Below are 17707 nucleotides of genomic sequence, written 5' to 3'. Positions count from 1 at the left end.
TTAAAAACGACAAAACTAGTGGTTATTTTTTTCATAATATAACAACATCGGCAATAGTTTCCACTTATGATATGAGAGGGATAAGGGGGAGGTGAAAGGCAGGCAAGGCATAAATGAAATGAAATAATTATGATTTTTTACCAGGTTGCTAGTTAAAATGGTTCGAATGGTCAGGACATTCCAGCTATCCGGAGTGTTTATTAAAAAGGAGGGTTTTCTATGATTGATCAAGTAAAGAAGGTTTATTTAGAGAAGGATAAGTACATTCTTGAGAACAACATAAAGCCCCTTATTACAAAAGAGCTCATTGAAGAGCATCGGAAAACACCAGTTGGCCGGCATAGCCATCAATTGACGATGGTACTGAACTATCTTCGGAGGAATCATGAGGAAATCAAAGGCAAGGACTTGCTTGTTTGTACAAAGCCTCATAAAGAATGGTGTCTCGGAGAGCATCCAGGTAAACGAGGCGTTCCTTATAAAGTATTCGAGGACGAGCGTTTTGATTCGCGCGAGGCGGCAGAGCATGCGCTATTCCTTAAAAGATTAAAAAAGCTTGGTTTATTACCTAATTAAACTATTAATCAACGAAATAATTAGATAACTAACTAACTCATTAATAAATAAAAGGGGACGATTCGTTTATGAAAATTACTGGATATACTGACCGACTAAGTGTACAACCTGGAGAAAATATTAAATTTATGGTGAATAGCCATTATAAAACATATAAAGCGGAAATTGTTCGTCTCATCCACGGAGATTCCAATCCTGAGGGACCAGGAGTAAAAATGGAAAAAGTGAATGCAGACGTGAATAAAGAATATAACGGCAGAAGACAGGAAATACATATGGGGTCATACATTAAGTTTGACGCTCATCCGCTTTTCGCCACAGTCGACAGCTTTTCTTTACAGGCAATGATTTATCCAACGACTCCTGAATTAGGAACACAAGGGATTCTAACGAAATGGTCGCCTGCAGCGAATACAGGATATGGCCTGTTCATTGATGACAAAGGCTGCCTGGCATTGTGGATCGGTGATGAAAAGGGGAACGTTGAAAAAATCAGCACGAATCAGCCATTAATTGCAGGCTGCTGGTATTTTGTAGGCGGCTCCTTTGATAAAAAGAGCGGGAAAATAGCTATTTTTCAAGAAGCTGTCATCAGCAAAACGAATGGAAAGTTTTCACTGCCTTATGAGGCGGAGAAACAGAATGTCAGCAATGAAAGAAAGGTAAACATTCAACCGTTTGCGGATAACAATGCACCGTTTTTAATTGCGAGTGTCATTGAGAAGCAGCCAGACGGTAAACATAAAGTGATCAACCGCTATAATGGGAAAATTGACCGTCCGCGGGTAGCTTGTGCGGCACTAAGCAAAGAAGAAATGTCTGCATGGATTGATCAGCCTTCTGGCAAGGATTTAATCGCTGCATGGGATTTCTCTGCTGGAATTACGAAAAAAGGTTTTAAAGAAATCGAGAAGATCCATGATATTTCTCCAAATAAAATCCATGGGGTGGCAGTGAACCATCCAACGCGCGCTGTAACAGGGTACAACTGGACATCAGAGGAACAAAACTTCGTCCATGCTCCGGAACAATATGGTGCGATTCATTTTCATGATGACGATATGACGGATGCTAAGTGGGATGTAGACTTTGAGTGGAAAGTACCTGATGATCTGAAGAGTGGAGTGTATGCTGCCCATGTCCACTGTGGAGATGATGCAGATCATATTACATTCTTCGTTAGACCGAAGAAAGGACAGCCGACGGCGAAAACGGCGCTCATTATTCCTACAGCTAGTTATTTAGCTTACGCGAATAACCGTTTCCAAGACATTCCGCTTGCGCAGCTCATGTTTGGACGAGCACCAGTCGTGCAGCAGGAAGATATGTATCTTGGCGAACATGCGGAATATGGATTGTCGACATATGACCATCATAATGATGGAACAGGTGTCTGCTTCTCATCCAGCTTGCGTCCAATTTTAAACATGAGACCGAAATATCGCCATAATCTTTCTCCTTCTTTATGGCAGTTCAATGCGGACCTTCATTTAGTCGATTGGCTGACGGAAAAAGGGTTTGAGTTTGATGTGATTACAGACCAAGACCTTCATTTTGAAGGGGCTGAGCTGCTCAATCAATACAAAGTAGCGATTACTGGATCACATCCAGAATATTATTCTGGTCCAATGTTAGATGCGGTGGAAGACTTCCAAGCACAGGGCGGCCGTTTCATGTACATGGGCTCGAATGGATTCTATTGGGTTGTTACATTCGATCCAGAAAATCCAAGCTTGATGGAAGTAAGAAAAAATTACGGAAACCAAGGATGGAAGTCTAAGCCAGGTGAGATCCATTTAAGTCTGACTGGAGAGCAGGGAAGTATTTGGAAACATCGTGGCAGAGCCCCGCAAAAAATCTGCGGAGTAGGCTATATGGCGGAAGGCTTCGAAGTTTCTTCTTACTATCGCCGGACAGAAGAAAGCGGTGCTCCAGAGCTTGCTTGGATCTTTGAGGGGATCGCAAAAGATGAAAAACTTGGAGACTTCGGCCTAGTGGGCGGAGGAGCGGCTGGACTAGAGCTTGACATTTATGATGAGGAGCTTGGCACACCGTCCCATGCGGTCATCCTTGCTTCATCGGAAGGTCATACGAGCGTCTATATGCCAGTGGCAGAGGAATTGTACTTTAACATTCCTGGTTTGTCGGGCGAGGAAAACCCACGGGTAAGAGCGGACATGGTGTTCTATCATACGCCTAACGGCGGGGCTGTGTTCTCAACGGCTTCCATTGCTTACTGCGGCAGCTTGTCTCACAACAATTACGATAATAACATTTCCCGTTTAACGGAGAATGTATTAAAGAACTTCTTGTTAGATCAGCCGCTTCCAGGAGCAGAAAAGCAACAAGTATTAACGAAGAACTAATCACTAGATAAAAGGAGCTTCTCCTTCTGTGTCGATTGACGCAGAGGGGGGGCTTTTTTGATGTTTCCTGTATTATAACAGGAGGTGAAAACAAACCTGTCCAAAAATTAGTTATAAAAAAAATCCGCCCTAATTCCAAAAAGAACAGGCGGATTTATAAAAAGAATTCATGTGTCAAAATCAATATTTACTCCTCCACTTTGCTTAGGCAATATTCACATTCAGTGTGGTAAGACTCATGTTGTTCAATAATTTGCGCTCCGCATTGGCAGCACTCTTTCGCTGGAATGTTTCGGTAAAATTCTAATGGCATCATATGGATCGTCCCCCTTGTTTTTTAGTAGTTAATGTGTTGCTGTTGAATTCATTGTATTATAACAGATTGATGAAGTCAACACCTGTTATATAATTAATTTAAATATTTTTTGAAAATTCAATTAAACATTAAGTTTTGTTAAACCTGCCTGTTGATTTCCGCTGCAGGCGCTCGCTTTCCGCGGGCAGTCTGGGAGCCTCCTCGGGGTCTCCCCTGGACATGCTTTTCCCACAGGAGTCTCGCGCCTTCCGCTCCAATCAACAAATCAGTCTAATCAACACTCGTCATTAACATAGCCAAATATAAAAAAACTGTTGAAGCTGTCGCAAACACATTCGTTTTGAGACAGCTCCAACAGCGGAGTGAATTCATTTATTACTTACTGGCTTGATGATTGTGCAAGTCTTGAAAAGTTTGAAGTTTTGCTTTCCGAATGACTTGAAGAACAAATGGGGTATAGATCAATACTTCAATAATGAATAGTAAAAAGATGACCGGCACACCTGCTATTAAGATGGTGTTTTTTATCCGTACGAGAAAGTCTGTCTGCGGGTTCACAAGTGAGGTGAACGTATAGAACATGCCGAACGTGAAAAGTCTGCTCCACTGGGTGACGTCATATATCCAGAGACCTTGTTTAAATCCATCACGGTTCAGACGCTTCATGAGCCGCTGGATTTCGATGGCTTCTACAAGAACGAACATCATGACAACAAATATCCATAGTGAGAGAGTCAGTTGCACACTGACTGCATCTGAAACAACGCAGGCAAACCCGGTGATTGATAAGGCGCCGTGCAAAATACAGTTCGTGTTGGCCCAATGGTCCTCGACCGTCCAGCCGGGAGTAAAGCGGTGGCGGATGATAAAGAAGAAGCTGATGGCATACAGCATAAGCCCGAAGCCGATCAGTGTTCGGTCGAGTACAATTGGTATGTGTTCATACATGGTATTCATTAAGAGAACGATCGACTGGGTGCTGACGGTCGTCAGCAGCAAAATGCCATGTACCCGCTCCGTTCTGGGACTGTGGTGCAAATGATAAAATGAGCGGAACGACAGCTGGAGATAAAAAAGCCATAGTCCAACAATGATATAAGAAAGTGCAATAGCAGCCGGGCGCCACTGATCAAAGTGCTTAAAAATGAGAATAGAACAAATGGACGTACCGGCGATCCAAGTGCCGATGCCAAACCGATTCATCGGATGGGCGGTGTGCAGCGAGGCGAACTTCCGGTGGATCGATGCTAGAATAATCGAAAAGGAGAAGGTCAGCCACAAAGCGATTGTTAGCAGACTGGCTATTTTTATGGAAAGAAGATAAGGGGCAGCAATGTGAAAAAGCACCCCGTGAATCATAATCCCGAGCGCCATAACAATCGCCATACTGGACGTTTTCACGAAAATCTTATTGAAAAAAATAATAGACATTAAACAAACACACATGGTGACAAATAAAAATAAATAAAGCATTCTTTTCACCGGTTTCATATATAGAGTATATTCATAGGATAACACGATTTTGATAGGGAGGGGAAGCGGCCGGCTGTAATGTGGATTTTTTCGGCCGAAATGCGAGTGTGTCCGCCCGTAAGCCTGGAATATCGGCCTGCACTATGTGTTTTTTCGCCTGCAAGTCCGGGTCCTCCGACTGCAATGAAAAAAGATGCCCTGAAAGCTGGGCATCTTTGAACAGGGGTCACTTTTTTATTTGACTGCTCCAAAATCCAAGGGGCAGATCAACCATGAGACAATCTCTTTTAAATGAAGAGTTTTAATGAATTAAAGCACTCGTTAACACAATAACTTTTATATGTTTAATGATCGTGGCCAAAACAATATCAGTGCTGACAAAAAGGCTATCATCAATCTATATTTTTATTTTCTAAGTGTTTTCAGTATTTTCCTCGCTTTTGTATTCTAAAATATCTCCAGGTTGACACTCTAATGCTTTACAAATTGCTTCTAAAGTTGAAAATCGAATCGCTTTTGCCTTTCCATTCTTCAATATAGAAAGGTTAGCCATCGTTATTCCAACCTTCTCCGAAAGTTCTGTTACGCTCATTTTCCTTTTAGCCAGCATCACATCAATATTGATTATAATTGCCATTGTTTTCACCTCAGATAGTTAAATCATTTTCTGATTTTATATTAATTGCTTCTTGTAAAAGTCTTTGGAGAACGGCTGCAAAGACTGCGATAACCATTGAAGCACCAATAATGACCATTCCGATTAGTATGAGACCTGGTGCATCATCCCACTCCGCTATGATATAGACTAAGGGCAAGGCTGTCACATATAAGCCGCTGATTGTGATAGCAAAGTTTTTTATTTTCTTTAGAGCCCTTACAGATAATTCCGAGAAAGCTTGGTTCTTGTCAATATAACTCAAAAGCCTTAATGCTTGATGCAATGCAAAGTAAAATGGGATAGCCGATACATACATAATAATTAAAATGCCAAATACCACATAGGCCAAATGTGCCCCCTTTTTTGCTTGTTCAATTGCTTCATTCGCTATCTGGGGCAGCAAAAATATGCACAGAGCAAGAACTGGAATGCCAATAAAGATAACAGCGGCCCTTAAAAAGAGTGTTGAACCCCGTTTCATAAAAAAAGCACCTCACTTATTTATTGTCCATTTGAATTTAACATGTTATTTATCGTTTAACAATAAATTTTTATTTATTTTAATAATAAATTTATTGTTAAACAGTGTTGATTTTAAGGGGGATAAAAAGTATTCCTCGTTAGAAAGAAATGATTCATAAACGTAAAACTAATAATTGTTTAGAGGGACAATGAAAAAAGACCGAATCACGATGTGATTTGGTCTGCTAATGACTCTGTTATTTATTTCTCCACGTCATTGAACTGCTTGCGAAAATAAGGTTCCCTTTAAATATACATAATAGAATGAAAGCACTAGGCGTATCGTCTCTTTAGCGTTATGTGAGAGGATCTTTTCTTTGTGTGTGAAAATGTTGACTTTATGAGCGGACATTCCTCATTTGTGCGCGGGGATGCCGACTTTATGAACGCATATCCCTTATTTGTGCGCGTGAATCCCAAATTTATAAGCACAAATAAGGGAATATGCGTACTGTCCCCTTTATTTTACCGGCCCGTGATTAATGACGCTGAGTTCGTCGTTCACTTCGAATATTTTTGCATGAACGTCTGCGATGCCGAAGCTGTTTAGGCGTTTCGTATGCTTTTCTAAATAGTTTTTAGCGTCTTCTTTCGTTTCAAACAGATAGATGCCGCCTGCTTCTTTTGTTTCTTCGTTCTCTGTCCAAATCTTCCAGATGAAGCCTTTTTCCTCATTAATGCTTTTTGCTAAATCCGTAAATGCTGCTATCATTTCAGCGCCGAACGGTCCTTGATGGTCGAAGTCGACTTGCAGTAAATAAGCCATAATTGTTGTCTCCTTTAGTTGGATTGTTTTTTGATATACGCTTCCCCAAGAATGTTCTTTAATTCGTATTCAATAGGGGAAAGCTGTTCTTGAATGAGTGAAACGGCTTGTTCTTGCTCTACATCATACATAATTTCAATTTCTTTGGAAAATAACAACTTTTCCTTTTCAAGAAGCTGAGATAGTGTCGGCTGCGGTTTCGGCTGTACTTCTTCATTAGCAGGAAGCAGCTGTTTCAGCCCGTTCACATACTGGTCGAGTGAGCGTGCACCGACGATTTTGACGCCTTTATTGTCTTCGTTCACCATGATGATCGTTGGGAATCCGCGGACGCCGAGTTTACCGGCAAGGGCGAAGTCTTGATCGAGCAGCTGCTGGCCCCCGGCTTCGTTCGCTTCTTTAATGATGGCTGTGCCGTCGAGTCCGAGTTGATTCACGATGTCGATGAGCACGTGATCGTCCCCGATGTTGCGGTTAAAAGCAAAGACGGCTTCGCGTGCGCGGCGTAAAAAGACGGAGGCGAGCTGTTGATCTTTCTGCTGAATGACTTTAAAAACGCGGGATGGCGGATAGGAAGATTGAATTGGGTTGTCATACCACAGTGAACCATCGATCGGCATCCGTGAATGTTCACCTACTTCTTTCCAGTGGGGAGCGACGTTAGCAGGACTAGAAATCCCGTTCGCAGCATCTGCAAATCCTTCCCAGCCTTTCAATAAGCCTCCCATCACGATATGAGCGTTAAAATATTGGCCATATTGCTTTTCAAACCGGCGAAGAACGGGTTCTAGCGCCCAGCAGTGAGAGCAGATTGGATCTGTCACGTAATAAAGTTCAATCGATTTCTTTAAATGATCGAGCTGAATGATTTCCATTTCTTCTTCACCGGCCGGCCCGCATACCCCTGTATGTAAGTCACACATCATATTATTATTCGTCATGTCATTCTCCCCCTTTTGATTGTTCTAAATTCATATGTTCCAGCGCCCACTTTTGAATAGGTTGGAGTGCTGTAGCGAGTGATCGTCCTTTTTCTGTTAATTCATAAAAAATGGTAACAGACGATCCACTTGTGACTTTTTTTTCAATTAAGCCGTATTCGATCAGCTCAGACAGCTTAAGAGAAAGGGCACGTGGTGTAATATCTGGGAGGTCTCGTTTCATGTCGGTAAAATGAGCCGTGCCATTCTTGCAAAGAGACAAATAGTGAATGATCAAACCGTTCCACTTTTTTCCTAAAATTTGAAAGGAAAGTTCTAAATACGGACAAATATTAATCAAGATCACCTCCCTTTTGTATAAATAGTATATCAAGTATAAAAAATATATCAAGAGGGTAAGAAGCCCTTATTCGTAAAGAATAAGGGCTGATTCATGATAATCCCCGCCTGAATCATGATATTTTATTTTGAATTATGATATCCTTTCCCTGATTCATGATAAAGTTTTCTCAATCATGATAAAACTATAATAAGTGAATGCTAACAATACAGACGAGGAAGTTGAAATGAAAGAATGGTGATTGGGATGAATGTGTTATTCGTTATGATTGGCGGTTTTGTCGGTGCCATCGGGAGATATGCGTTAGGGGAGTTCATACATACAAATAATCATTTTCCTTTAGGTACCTTCTCTATTAATATGATCGGATGCTTATTTCTTGGCTGGTTTTTAACGTTTGCGGGCCAGAGCGGAAAAGTAAAGCCGGAATGGACGTTATTGATTGGAACAGGATTAGTCGGTTCCTTTACCACTTTCTCAACGTTTTCCGTGGAGACGATTCAATTATTTCAAGAAGGGCTTGTTTTCCTTGCGCTGCTCTACGCTGCTGCCAGCACGGTATTCGGTTTATTGCTCGCTTATGCAGGCCGCCGGTTGGCGTTATCAAATAAAAAAGAGGACGGTGTACGATGATTTGGCTTATAGGCTTAGGCGGTTCATTAGGTGCTGCGGCTCGTTATTTACTAGGGAATCTAGTAAATAAAAAAGCCAAAAACATTTATCCTTTTCCAGCAGGTACTTGGGTCATCAACGTAACAGGCTCCTTCCTGCTAGGATGGATCGCCAACCTTCACCTGACAGGTGGAATCGATGATTGGGTATGGCTGTTTGGCGGTGTTGGTTTTTGCGGTGCTTATACAACATTCTCTACATTTGGAAATGAAACGATTACTTTAATACAGTCCAATCAAATGAAATCAGCTGTTATTTATGTAATGACATCGGTCATAGTAGGCTGTGTGTCTGCAGCCGTTGGTTTAGCTATTTAAAATGGACTGTCAGTAAAAACAGGGGTACTCCCATATAAACTGTGGGAGTGCCTCTGTTTTTGGGTGGAGAAATATTCATCTTGTGGTGTCTATACTATGAAAGTATGTTTTCCTAATAAATTAAATATTAGACATCTAGGATTATGGAGTTTTATAATTAAAATTAAAATATTCCGAATATTTTTAACTAACATCTAGAAAAGGAGGGGATTCAATGGAACAGCTGGCCGCGGAAACACCTCATACAGTGGTGGAAAGGAGGTATTCGCTCATAACGCTCGTCTTTTTTTGCAGCGGGTTGTTTGTCGTTGCGGCTTTGTTTTCCACGATTCCGTTAAATCCGGTGTTTATGACAGAGTTTCATCTTACGGCAGAAAGAGCGGCTTTGGCAACAAGTATTTGTTCACTATGCTATGCTCTCGGGACAGTGGTGTTTGCTCCGCTTTCAGACCGATACGGGCGGAAGCGGGTCATTATATTGGGGCTTCTGTTATTAACAGTCATTTCTCCAGTGATCGGATTTCTTTCCAATTATGAGGCGATTATTGTATTCCGGGGGATTCAAGGATTTGTTGCTGCTTCCTTTGCTCCGACTGCGCTTACTTTCATTACGGAGCTGTATCCGCCGAAAAAACGAATGACGGCCATTGGTGTGATTAGTGCGGGTTTTTTAATGGCGGGGATCGTCGGTCAAGTGTACAGCAGCATGATTAATGGAATGCTTGGCTGGCACTTCGTATTTTACATATTCGGCCTTCTTTATTTAGGATTGGCTATCGCCTTTATAGCTGTTATTCCGAGAGATCGCGTTCTTGACGTTATGGAAAAGAGATCCGTCTTTGGAGCGTTTCCTGTCGTTTTATCACAAAGTTTCTTTCGAAAGTGCTATTTCATTACGGTTTTATTGTTGTTAAGCTTCGTCGGAATGTATACAGCGCTTGAAAATTATTTGCGAGACATGTATGCGCTTGAAGCATCACAAATATTGCTCATTCGATCTGCAGGAATGATCGGGATGCTCCTTACACCGTTTGGCGGCCGGCTGGCAGAGCGTTTCGGCACGTTTAAAACATTGCGCAGCGGTCTTGCTCTTGCAGCGATTGGCCTGTTTAGCGTCGGGGTATCGAACAGTATTTTCATGATTGCCTGTATGAGCATCGTCTTTACAGCGGGCATTTCCATTACTGTTCCTTCCTTAATTTCTCTGCTCGGGCAAATTGGAGGAAAGGAAAAAGCGTCGGCGATGTCACTGTATTCATTCTTCTTATTTGTTGGTTCGACGATCGGACCGATGATCGCTGTTTTCTTAATGAAAACAGGCAATTATGTCTTGACGTTCGGAATGATCGCGGCTTTGCTGACGTTCGGATTTTTGACGACATTCCCGCTCGCGAAAAAAGCAGCAGTCCGTCGAGCGGAATCATGATTTTCTCTTAATTAAAGCGTCAGACCTCTGGAACCATACGTATGGTTCCAGAGGTCTGACGCTCCTGCACTTATTAGCCTTTTAATAAAAACTCGTTTTCATCTTCATTTTTAAATTGTACGAACGTACCTCATTGCATTTGGTTAGGTCCTCCTAAAAATTCTACCCCGTTTGCTTTCATTTTTTCATATGTTCCTAAAATGTTCTCACATTCAAAAACGATCGATGCTTTCATATTCTCTGACCCGTTCATCATGGACTTTGGATATAGAACGAGTCAGGTCTGGGCCTGCTGGGAGCTGCATCAAGCCAATGAGCGATGATCCGCCGCCTCGAAACCCACTTTCTCTGTCGTCCAAAATACTTTTGCTTTTTGTTAATCTTCAACATAAACAGCGACTGTTGCTACGTGTTTAATCATTTCATAAGCCTCCCAATGTGAATAGATATAAGCTATATTTTAGCCTAACTTTAAAGGGGATGAAACTGGTGTTCGTTTTTTGTTAGGGCAACACTAACGGCACTTACACTTTGCTGGAAGGTGCCTTTTAGCTTATGGGAAAATATTCATAATCACACACGTCTGAGCTTTACGTTTATAATTATGAGAAAATTATATTTATTTTCACAACAGTTGAGGTGATGGCTTTGATTAAAATAACACTTGTTGTTCCTCGTAAAGGATATATTAAAGACGCTTTTGAGCGGTTTGAAGAATTTAATCGGCTGGAAGAAATGGAAAACAAGCATGAGGCAAGCATAGAGTTTGAATTAGAAGAAATAGTAGTAGCAGCTGATAAGATTTCAGAATTGGAAATAGATGCGGATGTCATTATATCGAGAGGATTAATGACGAAACTGTTAAAAGAGCATAATGAATTTATGCCGATCGTTGATATTCCGGTACAGGGAATTGACTTGATCCGCTGTTTGTCTGATTGTAAAGCGCGTTTTGGCAGAAAAAAAGTAGCTGTTATTGGGGCGCTTAATATGATTTACGGCGTAGAAAACCTAGCGGACGTTGTGGATCTGCCGATTCAGTCGTACATCTTAGAGAGTATAGAACACTCAGCGAGCTTAGTAGACTTAGCTGCCAGCGAAGGGTGTGAAGTCGTGTTGAGCGGATTGAGCACGTCTAAATATGCGGAAGAACTAGGCCTAGGGGCTGCCGTCGTTGAAACAGGAAAGGAATCTTTTCGTCAGGCGTTAATTGAGGCGAAGAGGCTGGCGCTTGTCAGTTTGAGAGAACAGGAAAAGGCTCAGCGCTATCAGACGATTCTTAACTATGCGTATGAGGGAGTCATCGCTATCGATTTAAAAGGGCATATCTCTGTATTCAACACGGCAGCCCGCGAGATTTTATCGATTTCAGAAGAAAGTTTCATTGGACGATCAATAGACGAGATCTTAAAAAAAGGGAAGTTTCGGGATTTATTGCTGAGTGATGGAGATTATCGGGAAGAAATTGTTTCCTACCAATCTATTCAATTATCAGTAAAAAAGGTCGGGACATTTTTAAAAGGAAAAAAAGTAGGGAACATGGTTGCTTTTCAAGATGTGACAGGCATTCAGGAGATGGAAGGGAAAATCCGTAAAAAGATTCATTCTCGTGGACATGTGGCGAAGTACACATTCCAAGACATTCTATTCCGCAGCATTGAAATTGAAAAAACGATTGAAACAGCCAAGCGGTACAGTGAAGTGGATTCTAATATTTTAATTATTGGAGAAACGGGAACAGGCAAAGAAATATTTGCTCAAAGTATTCATAATCACAGTAAGCGGAAAAGCAATCCGTTTGTAGCGATCAACTGTGCGGCTCTTCCTGAAGATTTATTAGAAAGTGAGCTGTTCGGTTATGCGGAAGGAGCTTTTACAGGAGCGATGAAAGGTGGAAAGCAAGGTTTCTTTGAGCTGGCGCATCGAGGAACGATCTTTTTAGATGAAATTGGTGAGATTTCTCCTAAACTGCAAAGCAGGCTGCTTCGTGTGCTTCAAGAGCGAGAAATTATGCGCATCGGAGACGATAAAGTGATCCCGGTAGATGTAAGGATTATTGCGGCTACAAACAAAAATCTTATACATATGGTTAAAGAAGGAGATTTTCGAGAGGATCTTTATTACCGTTTGAGTGTGTTAGACCTTAACTTGCCCCCTCTTCGGGAACGCAGAGGAGACATTCCTGTATTAGTGAATGCTTTCATCAGTAAAGCTTTTCGCGGTCAGGAAAAGGGTGGGATTACTGATGCAGCCAGTCAAAAATTAAGCGAAGCCCATTGGGAAGGAAATGTGCGCCAGCTGCAAAACTTCTGCGAAAGGTTAACCGTTCTCTGCAAAGGAAAGGTCATCGATGTATACGATATTGAGAAATATTTGCCGAATATGAATCAGCAGAGAGAACAGTCCAAGCAGGAAAAAGAAGAGGACGCTGCAATTATCCCGCAGCGATCCGAGCGTGAGCGTATTGTTCAAGTGTTAGCAAAGTGTAATTACAATAAAGGAAAAGCAGCCGTTGAATTAGGAATGAGCCGTACGACGTTATGGAGGAAGATGAAACAATGGAATATTGAAACAGAATGAAACAAATTGAAACATTTTGTTGCGTGAAGAAACAAAATGTTAACCGTATGTGTAGCGAAATGAGAGCGAAAAACGCTTGGCAGCTAGTAAAAAGATAATTTTAAATATTGGCACAATTTTTGCAAATATAAAAACAAAGGAATGAGATAGACGATACCTTAAGAGTACAACATTTATTTAAGAGGAAGGCTCTGTTAATGAAGATTGTTGATTGAAGTGGAAATCAACAGGCAAGTTTAACAAAGCCAAGAAGAAAGAGGGGGATGATGTGAGCAGCGTAGTCTATATTCCTCAAGACATTGAGGAGGAAGGAAAAAATTATTTATTAGAGAGAGGGTATCAACTTAGAATAGGGTCTGATTTGTTACCGGAAGTTTTAACGAAAGAAGTGAAAGATTGTGATGCAGTATTAACAAGGTCCATAGCTGTCATTAATAAAGAAGTGATACAGGCAGGAAAAAAGCTTAAAGTCATCGCTAAGTATGGGGTAGGGTTAGACAATATTGACATTGAGGCAGCGACAGAAAGAGGCATTTATGTAACAAATACTCCGGAGGCGAATGCCAACGCGGTTGCTGAACATGTGATAGCGTTCATTCTATCTCTGTCTAAAAGCCTCATTTCGGCTGATCGGGAGCTGCGCAGCGGAAATTATGCGAGCCGCCATCAACTTACTAGCATCGATTTAGAAGATAAGACGTTAGGGATTATCGGGTTAGGAAGAATCGGGAAGCTGTTAGCACAAAAGGCAGCTAAAGGGTTCGGTATGAAAGTCATTGGCTACGATCCTTATTTAACAGCCGGATCAATGCACGATTTAGACATCGTGCCGAACATAGAGGAGCTGTTCAAAAACTCTGATTTTATTAGCTTGCATTTGCCGTTAACGGAATCAACGAAAGGATCAATAGGGAGCCGGGAGTTTTCCTGGATGAAAACGTCCGCTTATTTTGTTAACGCTTCCAGAGGTGGCATTGTGAGGGAAAATGATTTAGTAGAAGCTTTGAGAACGGGCGAAATTGCCGGGGCTGGAATCGATGTATTTGAAGTGGAGCCGCCTGATGCAGACAATCCCCTTTTTCAATTGGATAATGTTATCGTTAGTCCGCACAGTGCGGCTTTAACGAAAGAAGCGTCCGTACGCATGGCTGTTCATGCCGCAATGCAGGTAGATCTGGTGCTAAGCGGAAAGAAGCCTCAGTGGGCTGTCAACGATCCGTTAACTAAAGAGCTATCAACCTAGAAAATTAACGATCTTTTGATTGGGAATAACCGCTTGGAAAACAAGGATGGTGAATGAATGAAAAAGCTAATTTATGTAACGAGTGTGATACCGGCACTCGGTTCGCTTGTCGTCATTAATCGTGTAGAACCTTATGTACTTGGAATGCCATTCGTGCTTTTTTGGGCAATCTGCTGGGTCTGTCTGACATCTCTGTTTCTGATCATTACGAATAAACTAGATCCTGCTAATAAGGAGGAAGAATAATTATGAATACCGCCCTTCTCGTCATTTTATTCTTTCTCGGTTTGTGTATTTGGTTAGGACTGCAAGCACGTAAAGGCAAAGATATGAGTTTGGAACAGTGGGCTGTAGGCGGCCGCGGTTTTGGAGGCGTATTAATCTTCTTTTTGATAGCGGGAGAGATGTTTACAACTTATACATTTCTAGGAGCAAGCGGTGGTGCTTATCGATCCGGTATTCCTCCTGCTTTATATGCTTTCAATTGTTTCTATTTTGTAATTGCTTACTGGCTGCTGCCGCCCATTTGGAAGTATGCCAAAGAAAATAATGTCATCTCTCAATCTGACTTTTATGATAAAAAGTACAATAGTCCGGCATTAGGGGTTCTTGTAGCCATCATTAGTGTTATTTCCATTATTCCTTATTTGATCATGCAGTTAAAGGGATTAGGAATTATTGTGTCAGAAGCTTCTTATGGCTCGATCTCGCCAAATATGGCGATCATCGTAGGCGTGATTGCCATTACTATTTATGTAACGGCTTCGGGTATGCATGGTGTAGCATGGACAGCCATCATTAAAGATATCATGATTTTGGCTGTTGTCGTCTTTATGGGAATTTATTTTCCAATTCATTATTACGGCGGAATGCAGCCAATGTTTGAAGCGATCGATACAGCTAAGCAGGGATTCCTGATCTTCCCTAAAGAAGGGCTGAGCATTTCATGGTTTATTTCCGCTACGATTATGACAGCGTTGGCATTCTATATGTTTCCTCATATGCTGGCAGGAGTGTTTTCGGCGAAAAGTCCAAAATCGCTTCGCTGGAATGCCGGGATTATGCCGATTTATCAAGTGATTATCGTTTTTTCATTATTTATTGGCTTTTCGGCTATTCTTCAAGTGCCAAATTTACAGGGAGCAGATGCGGATTTGGCTTTATTTAAGATGGCGAAGATGTCATTTGATCCTTGGTTCGTTGGTGTCATTGGAGCATCAGGAGCCATGGCTGCTCTCATCCCAAGCTCATTAGTGCTGACAGCAACAGCTACGATTCTTTCTAAAAATATATATAAAGTATGGAAGCCGAATACAACAGATGAGCAGCTGGCGAGATTAAGCCGGATGCTGGTTCCTATTATTGCTTTAGTCACTCTCTACTTTACATTTAATGGTGGTAATTCCATTTTTACTCTGTATTTGATGGCTTATAGTTTCATGGCACAGTTATTCCCGGCATTGTTTTTTAGCCTTTGGAAAAAGAATCCGGTTACTGTACAGGGAGCTTTCGCCGGAATGATTGTCGGAATCCTGGTCGTTGTCTACTCAACTATTTCGGGCACGACACTTGCCACATTGTTCCCATCATTTCCACCAGTCATCAAAGACCTTGATGTAGGGTTGGCAGTATTGTTGATTAACATTGCAGTCACACTTGGAGTAAGTGCCGTTACGAGAAAGCCCAATGTCAAAATAGAAGAGAACAGAGAAGTGACTGATTTAGCAAATTAATGAAATACATTTAAAATAATTCAATATTTAGATCAACATAACTTACTAGAGATAGAAACAGGAGGAGTATGTATGAAAATTAGTGGAGGCAAAGCCGTTGTTGACGTCATGGTGAAAGAAGGGGTAAAGAAAGCCTTTTGTGTACCAGGAGAAAGCTATCTCGGTGTCATGGATGCGCTATATCAGCATCCTGAGATTGATTTGATCTCGGCCCGGCATGAAGGGGGGGCTTCTTTTATGGCGGAAGGGTATGCTAAAGCATCTGGTGAAGTTGGGGTATGTATGGCAACTAGGGGAGTAGGAGCGACCAACTTAGCAATCGGTATTCATACAGCTGCACAGGACTCTACTCCAATGGTCGCACTTATTGGGCAGGTAGAACGCCCATTTAAAGAAAAGGAAGCGTTTCAGGAAGTTGATCTCGCTGGATTTTTCAGTCATTTGTGTAAATGGACAGTAGAGATTGATCGAGCAGAAAGAATTCCTGAATTGCTGCATCGAGCGTTTCATATTGCACGTTCCGGACGCCCGGGCCCTGTGTTAGTTGCGTTGCCGCATGACATGTTGGAAGACGAGGCGGAAATGGCTGATTATTCACCTTATCGCTCGCGTCGTCCGCGTCCGCATATGGAAGATGCCGAACGGGCAGTAGAAGAAATCCGAAAGGCGAAGCGTCCAGTGTTGATTGCTGGAGGAGGGGTTATTCATGCGAAGGCTCAGCCGCTGCTTGTCGAGTTTGTAGAAAAGATGAACCTCCCTGTTGTCACTGCTTTTCGCCGGTTTGATGCGTTTCCGAACAAGCATGCCTCCTACGCGGGATGGCTCGGATTTGGCACACCTCACAGCCTGCTTGACGAAATCAGAAATGCAGATGTAGTTATTGCTTTAGGAACACGTTTTTCTCAAGTAGGAACACAGGATTACACTTTACTGTCTGAACGGACGAAATTGATCCATATAGATATTTGTCCGGATATCTTTGGAAAAGTATATGCTCCTTCTCTTGCGATTGAAGCAGATGCAAAAAGCTTCCTTGAGCTGGCATTACAAGCCGTAGACTCACAGGCTGCTGTTGAAAGAAATGAGAGAACAGCAGAATTGCACGCGGAGTATATGAAATTTTCTGAAACAAAAGCTGATTATACAGATGAATTTACAGATATGGATGGGTTGATGCATGATATCGTTGCTCAGCTTCCAGCGGATACGATTATTACGAATGATGCTGGCAATTTCTTTAGCTGGCTGTCTCGATATTACCGTTTTGAACAGGAAAATACTTACGTGGGGCCAACATCAGGAGCGATGGGGTATGGGCTGCCGGCAGCGATTGGGGCAAAGTTGGCGCAGCCGCATAGACCTGTCGTATCTTTCTCAGGAGATGGAGGCTTCATGATGACGATGCAAGAAATTGAAACGGCTGTACGATATAAAGTTCCAACTATATCTATTGTCATTAACAACAATAAATATGGAACGATTCGCACGCATCAAGAAATTCATTTCCCAGAGCGCGTCATTGGAACGGACTTGACTAATCCGGATTTTGCTAAAATGGCACGTCTTTTCGGGGCACACGGAGAGAAAGTAGAAAGGAATACTGAGTTTGTGCCGGCGCTGCAAAGAGCGATCGCTTCGGGACTTCCTGCTGTCATCGAGGTTACAGTCAATCCAGAGATTTTATCTGTAAGCCAGGATAAGGGGGAAGTGACGGAAAAGCTAGCATCCCTCAATTAATTATCAGATGTATCTTTTAATAGGAACGTTAAATAAAAAGT

The 17707-nt window shown here is 41.9% G+C and carries 17 protein-coding genes and 1 pseudogene; 10 read left to right on the top strand and 8 right to left on the bottom strand.

The window, feature by feature from the left end:
• The first annotated feature begins 219 nt into the window (after positions 1 to 219).
• A complete protein-coding gene (locus QYG89_RS06350) occupies positions 220 to 576 on the top strand; it encodes a hypothetical protein (RefSeq protein ID WP_404315754.1) in 357 nt (118 codons plus the stop codon).
• A 68-nt stretch (positions 577 to 644) separates the two neighbouring features.
• The gene (locus QYG89_RS06345; protein ID WP_404315752.1) at positions 645 to 2942 is read left to right on the top strand and encodes a N,N-dimethylformamidase beta subunit family domain-containing protein; all 2298 of its coding nucleotides are present in this window, start codon (positions 645 to 647) and stop codon (positions 2940 to 2942) included.
• A gap of 187 nt (positions 2943 to 3129) precedes the next feature.
• On the opposite strand, the gene yhfH is transcribed toward QYG89_RS06345, so the two are convergent.
• From yhfH to QYG89_RS06310, 7 genes are all read right to left on the bottom strand, one after another.
• Positions 3130 to 3258, bottom strand: coding sequence for a protein YhfH (gene yhfH, locus QYG89_RS06340; RefSeq protein WP_404315750.1), 129 nt, complete (start codon positions 3256 to 3258; stop codon positions 3130 to 3132).
• 375 nt (positions 3259 to 3633) lie between these two features.
• Positions 3634 to 4689, bottom strand: a complete 1056-nt coding sequence (locus QYG89_RS06335; RefSeq protein WP_404315748.1) for a TDT family transporter — start codon at positions 4687 to 4689, stop codon at positions 3634 to 3636.
• Positions 4690 to 5143: 454 nt separating this feature from the next.
• Positions 5144 to 5368, bottom strand: a complete 225-nt coding sequence (locus tag QYG89_RS06330; RefSeq protein WP_404315746.1) for a helix-turn-helix domain-containing protein — start codon at positions 5366 to 5368, stop codon at positions 5144 to 5146.
• Between the two features lie 10 nt (positions 5369 to 5378).
• Positions 5379 to 5870: a DUF2975 domain-containing protein gene (locus QYG89_RS06325; RefSeq protein WP_404315744.1), complete on the bottom strand. Its 492-nt coding sequence runs from the start codon at positions 5868 to 5870 to the stop codon at positions 5379 to 5381.
• A gap of 501 nt (positions 5871 to 6371) precedes the next feature.
• Positions 6372 to 6677 carry a monooxygenase gene (locus QYG89_RS06320; protein ID WP_404315742.1) on the bottom strand — a complete coding sequence of 102 codons (306 nt, stop codon included), beginning with the start codon at positions 6675 to 6677 and terminating at the stop codon, positions 6372 to 6374.
• A 14-nt stretch (positions 6678 to 6691) separates the two neighbouring features.
• On the bottom strand, positions 6692 to 7618 hold the full coding sequence (locus QYG89_RS06315) for a DsbA family protein (RefSeq protein WP_404315740.1): 927 nt from the start codon (positions 7616 to 7618) through the stop codon (positions 6692 to 6694).
• Position 7619: 1 nt separating this feature from the next.
• Entirely contained in the window at positions 7620 to 7955 is a 336-nt protein-coding gene (locus tag QYG89_RS06310; protein WP_404316189.1) for a winged helix-turn-helix transcriptional regulator, read from the bottom strand.
• Positions 7956 to 8192: 237 nt separating this feature from the next.
• Between QYG89_RS06310 and crcB (QYG89_RS06305) the strand changes: the two genes are divergently transcribed.
• From crcB (QYG89_RS06305) to QYG89_RS06295, 3 genes are all read left to right on the top strand, one after another.
• Positions 8193 to 8591, top strand: a complete 399-nt coding sequence (gene crcB / locus QYG89_RS06305; protein WP_404315738.1) for a fluoride efflux transporter CrcB — start codon at positions 8193 to 8195, stop codon at positions 8589 to 8591.
• The gene (crcB, locus tag QYG89_RS06300) at positions 8588 to 8947 is read left to right on the top strand and encodes a fluoride efflux transporter CrcB (RefSeq protein WP_404315736.1); all 360 of its coding nucleotides are present in this window, start codon (positions 8588 to 8590) and stop codon (positions 8945 to 8947) included. The genes crcB (QYG89_RS06305) and crcB (QYG89_RS06300) overlap by 4 nt, the downstream gene beginning before the upstream one ends.
• Positions 8948 to 9161: 214 nt before the next feature.
• Positions 9162 to 10373, top strand: a complete 1212-nt coding sequence (locus QYG89_RS06295; RefSeq protein WP_404315734.1) for an MFS transporter — start codon at positions 9162 to 9164, stop codon at positions 10371 to 10373.
• 130 nt (positions 10374 to 10503) lie between these two features.
• Here the strand turns inward: QYG89_RS06295 and QYG89_RS06290 are convergent.
• Positions 10504 to 10794: pseudogene (locus QYG89_RS06290) on the bottom strand (VOC family protein).
• A gap of 227 nt (positions 10795 to 11021) precedes the next feature.
• On the opposite strand from QYG89_RS06290, the gene QYG89_RS06285 reads away from it, so the two are divergent.
• The 5 genes from QYG89_RS06285 (at position 11022) to QYG89_RS06265 (ending at position 17666) form a co-directional block, all read left to right on the top strand.
• The gene (locus QYG89_RS06285) at positions 11022 to 12953 is read left to right on the top strand and encodes a sigma 54-interacting transcriptional regulator (RefSeq protein WP_404315732.1); all 1932 of its coding nucleotides are present in this window, start codon (positions 11022 to 11024) and stop codon (positions 12951 to 12953) included.
• 268 nt (positions 12954 to 13221) lie between these two features.
• Complete coding sequence (locus QYG89_RS06280) at positions 13222 to 14196, top strand: hydroxyacid dehydrogenase (protein WP_404315730.1); 975 nt, start codon at positions 13222 to 13224, stop codon at positions 14194 to 14196.
• Positions 14197 to 14253: 57 nt separating this feature from the next.
• Positions 14254 to 14442 (top strand): DUF3311 domain-containing protein, encoded by a 189-nt coding sequence (locus QYG89_RS06275; protein WP_404315728.1) that lies wholly within the window; start codon positions 14254 to 14256, stop codon positions 14440 to 14442.
• A gap of 2 nt (positions 14443 to 14444) precedes the next feature.
• Positions 14445 to 15929: a sodium:solute symporter family protein gene (locus QYG89_RS06270; protein ID WP_404315726.1), complete on the top strand. Its 1485-nt coding sequence runs from the start codon at positions 14445 to 14447 to the stop codon at positions 15927 to 15929.
• A gap of 72 nt (positions 15930 to 16001) precedes the next feature.
• The gene (locus QYG89_RS06265) at positions 16002 to 17666 is read left to right on the top strand and encodes a thiamine pyrophosphate-dependent enzyme (RefSeq protein WP_404315724.1); all 1665 of its coding nucleotides are present in this window, start codon (positions 16002 to 16004) and stop codon (positions 17664 to 17666) included.
• The last annotated feature ends 41 nt before the right edge of the window (positions 17667 to 17707 follow it).

Source organism: Bacillus lumedeiriae (genome assembly GCF_044891285.1).
GTDB classification, from domain to species: domain Bacteria; phylum Bacillota; class Bacilli; order Bacillales; family Domibacillaceae; genus Pseudobacillus; species Pseudobacillus lumedeiriae.
Note: the sequence above shows the minus strand (reverse complement) of the source record. Positions and strands in the feature narration are given on the sequence as shown.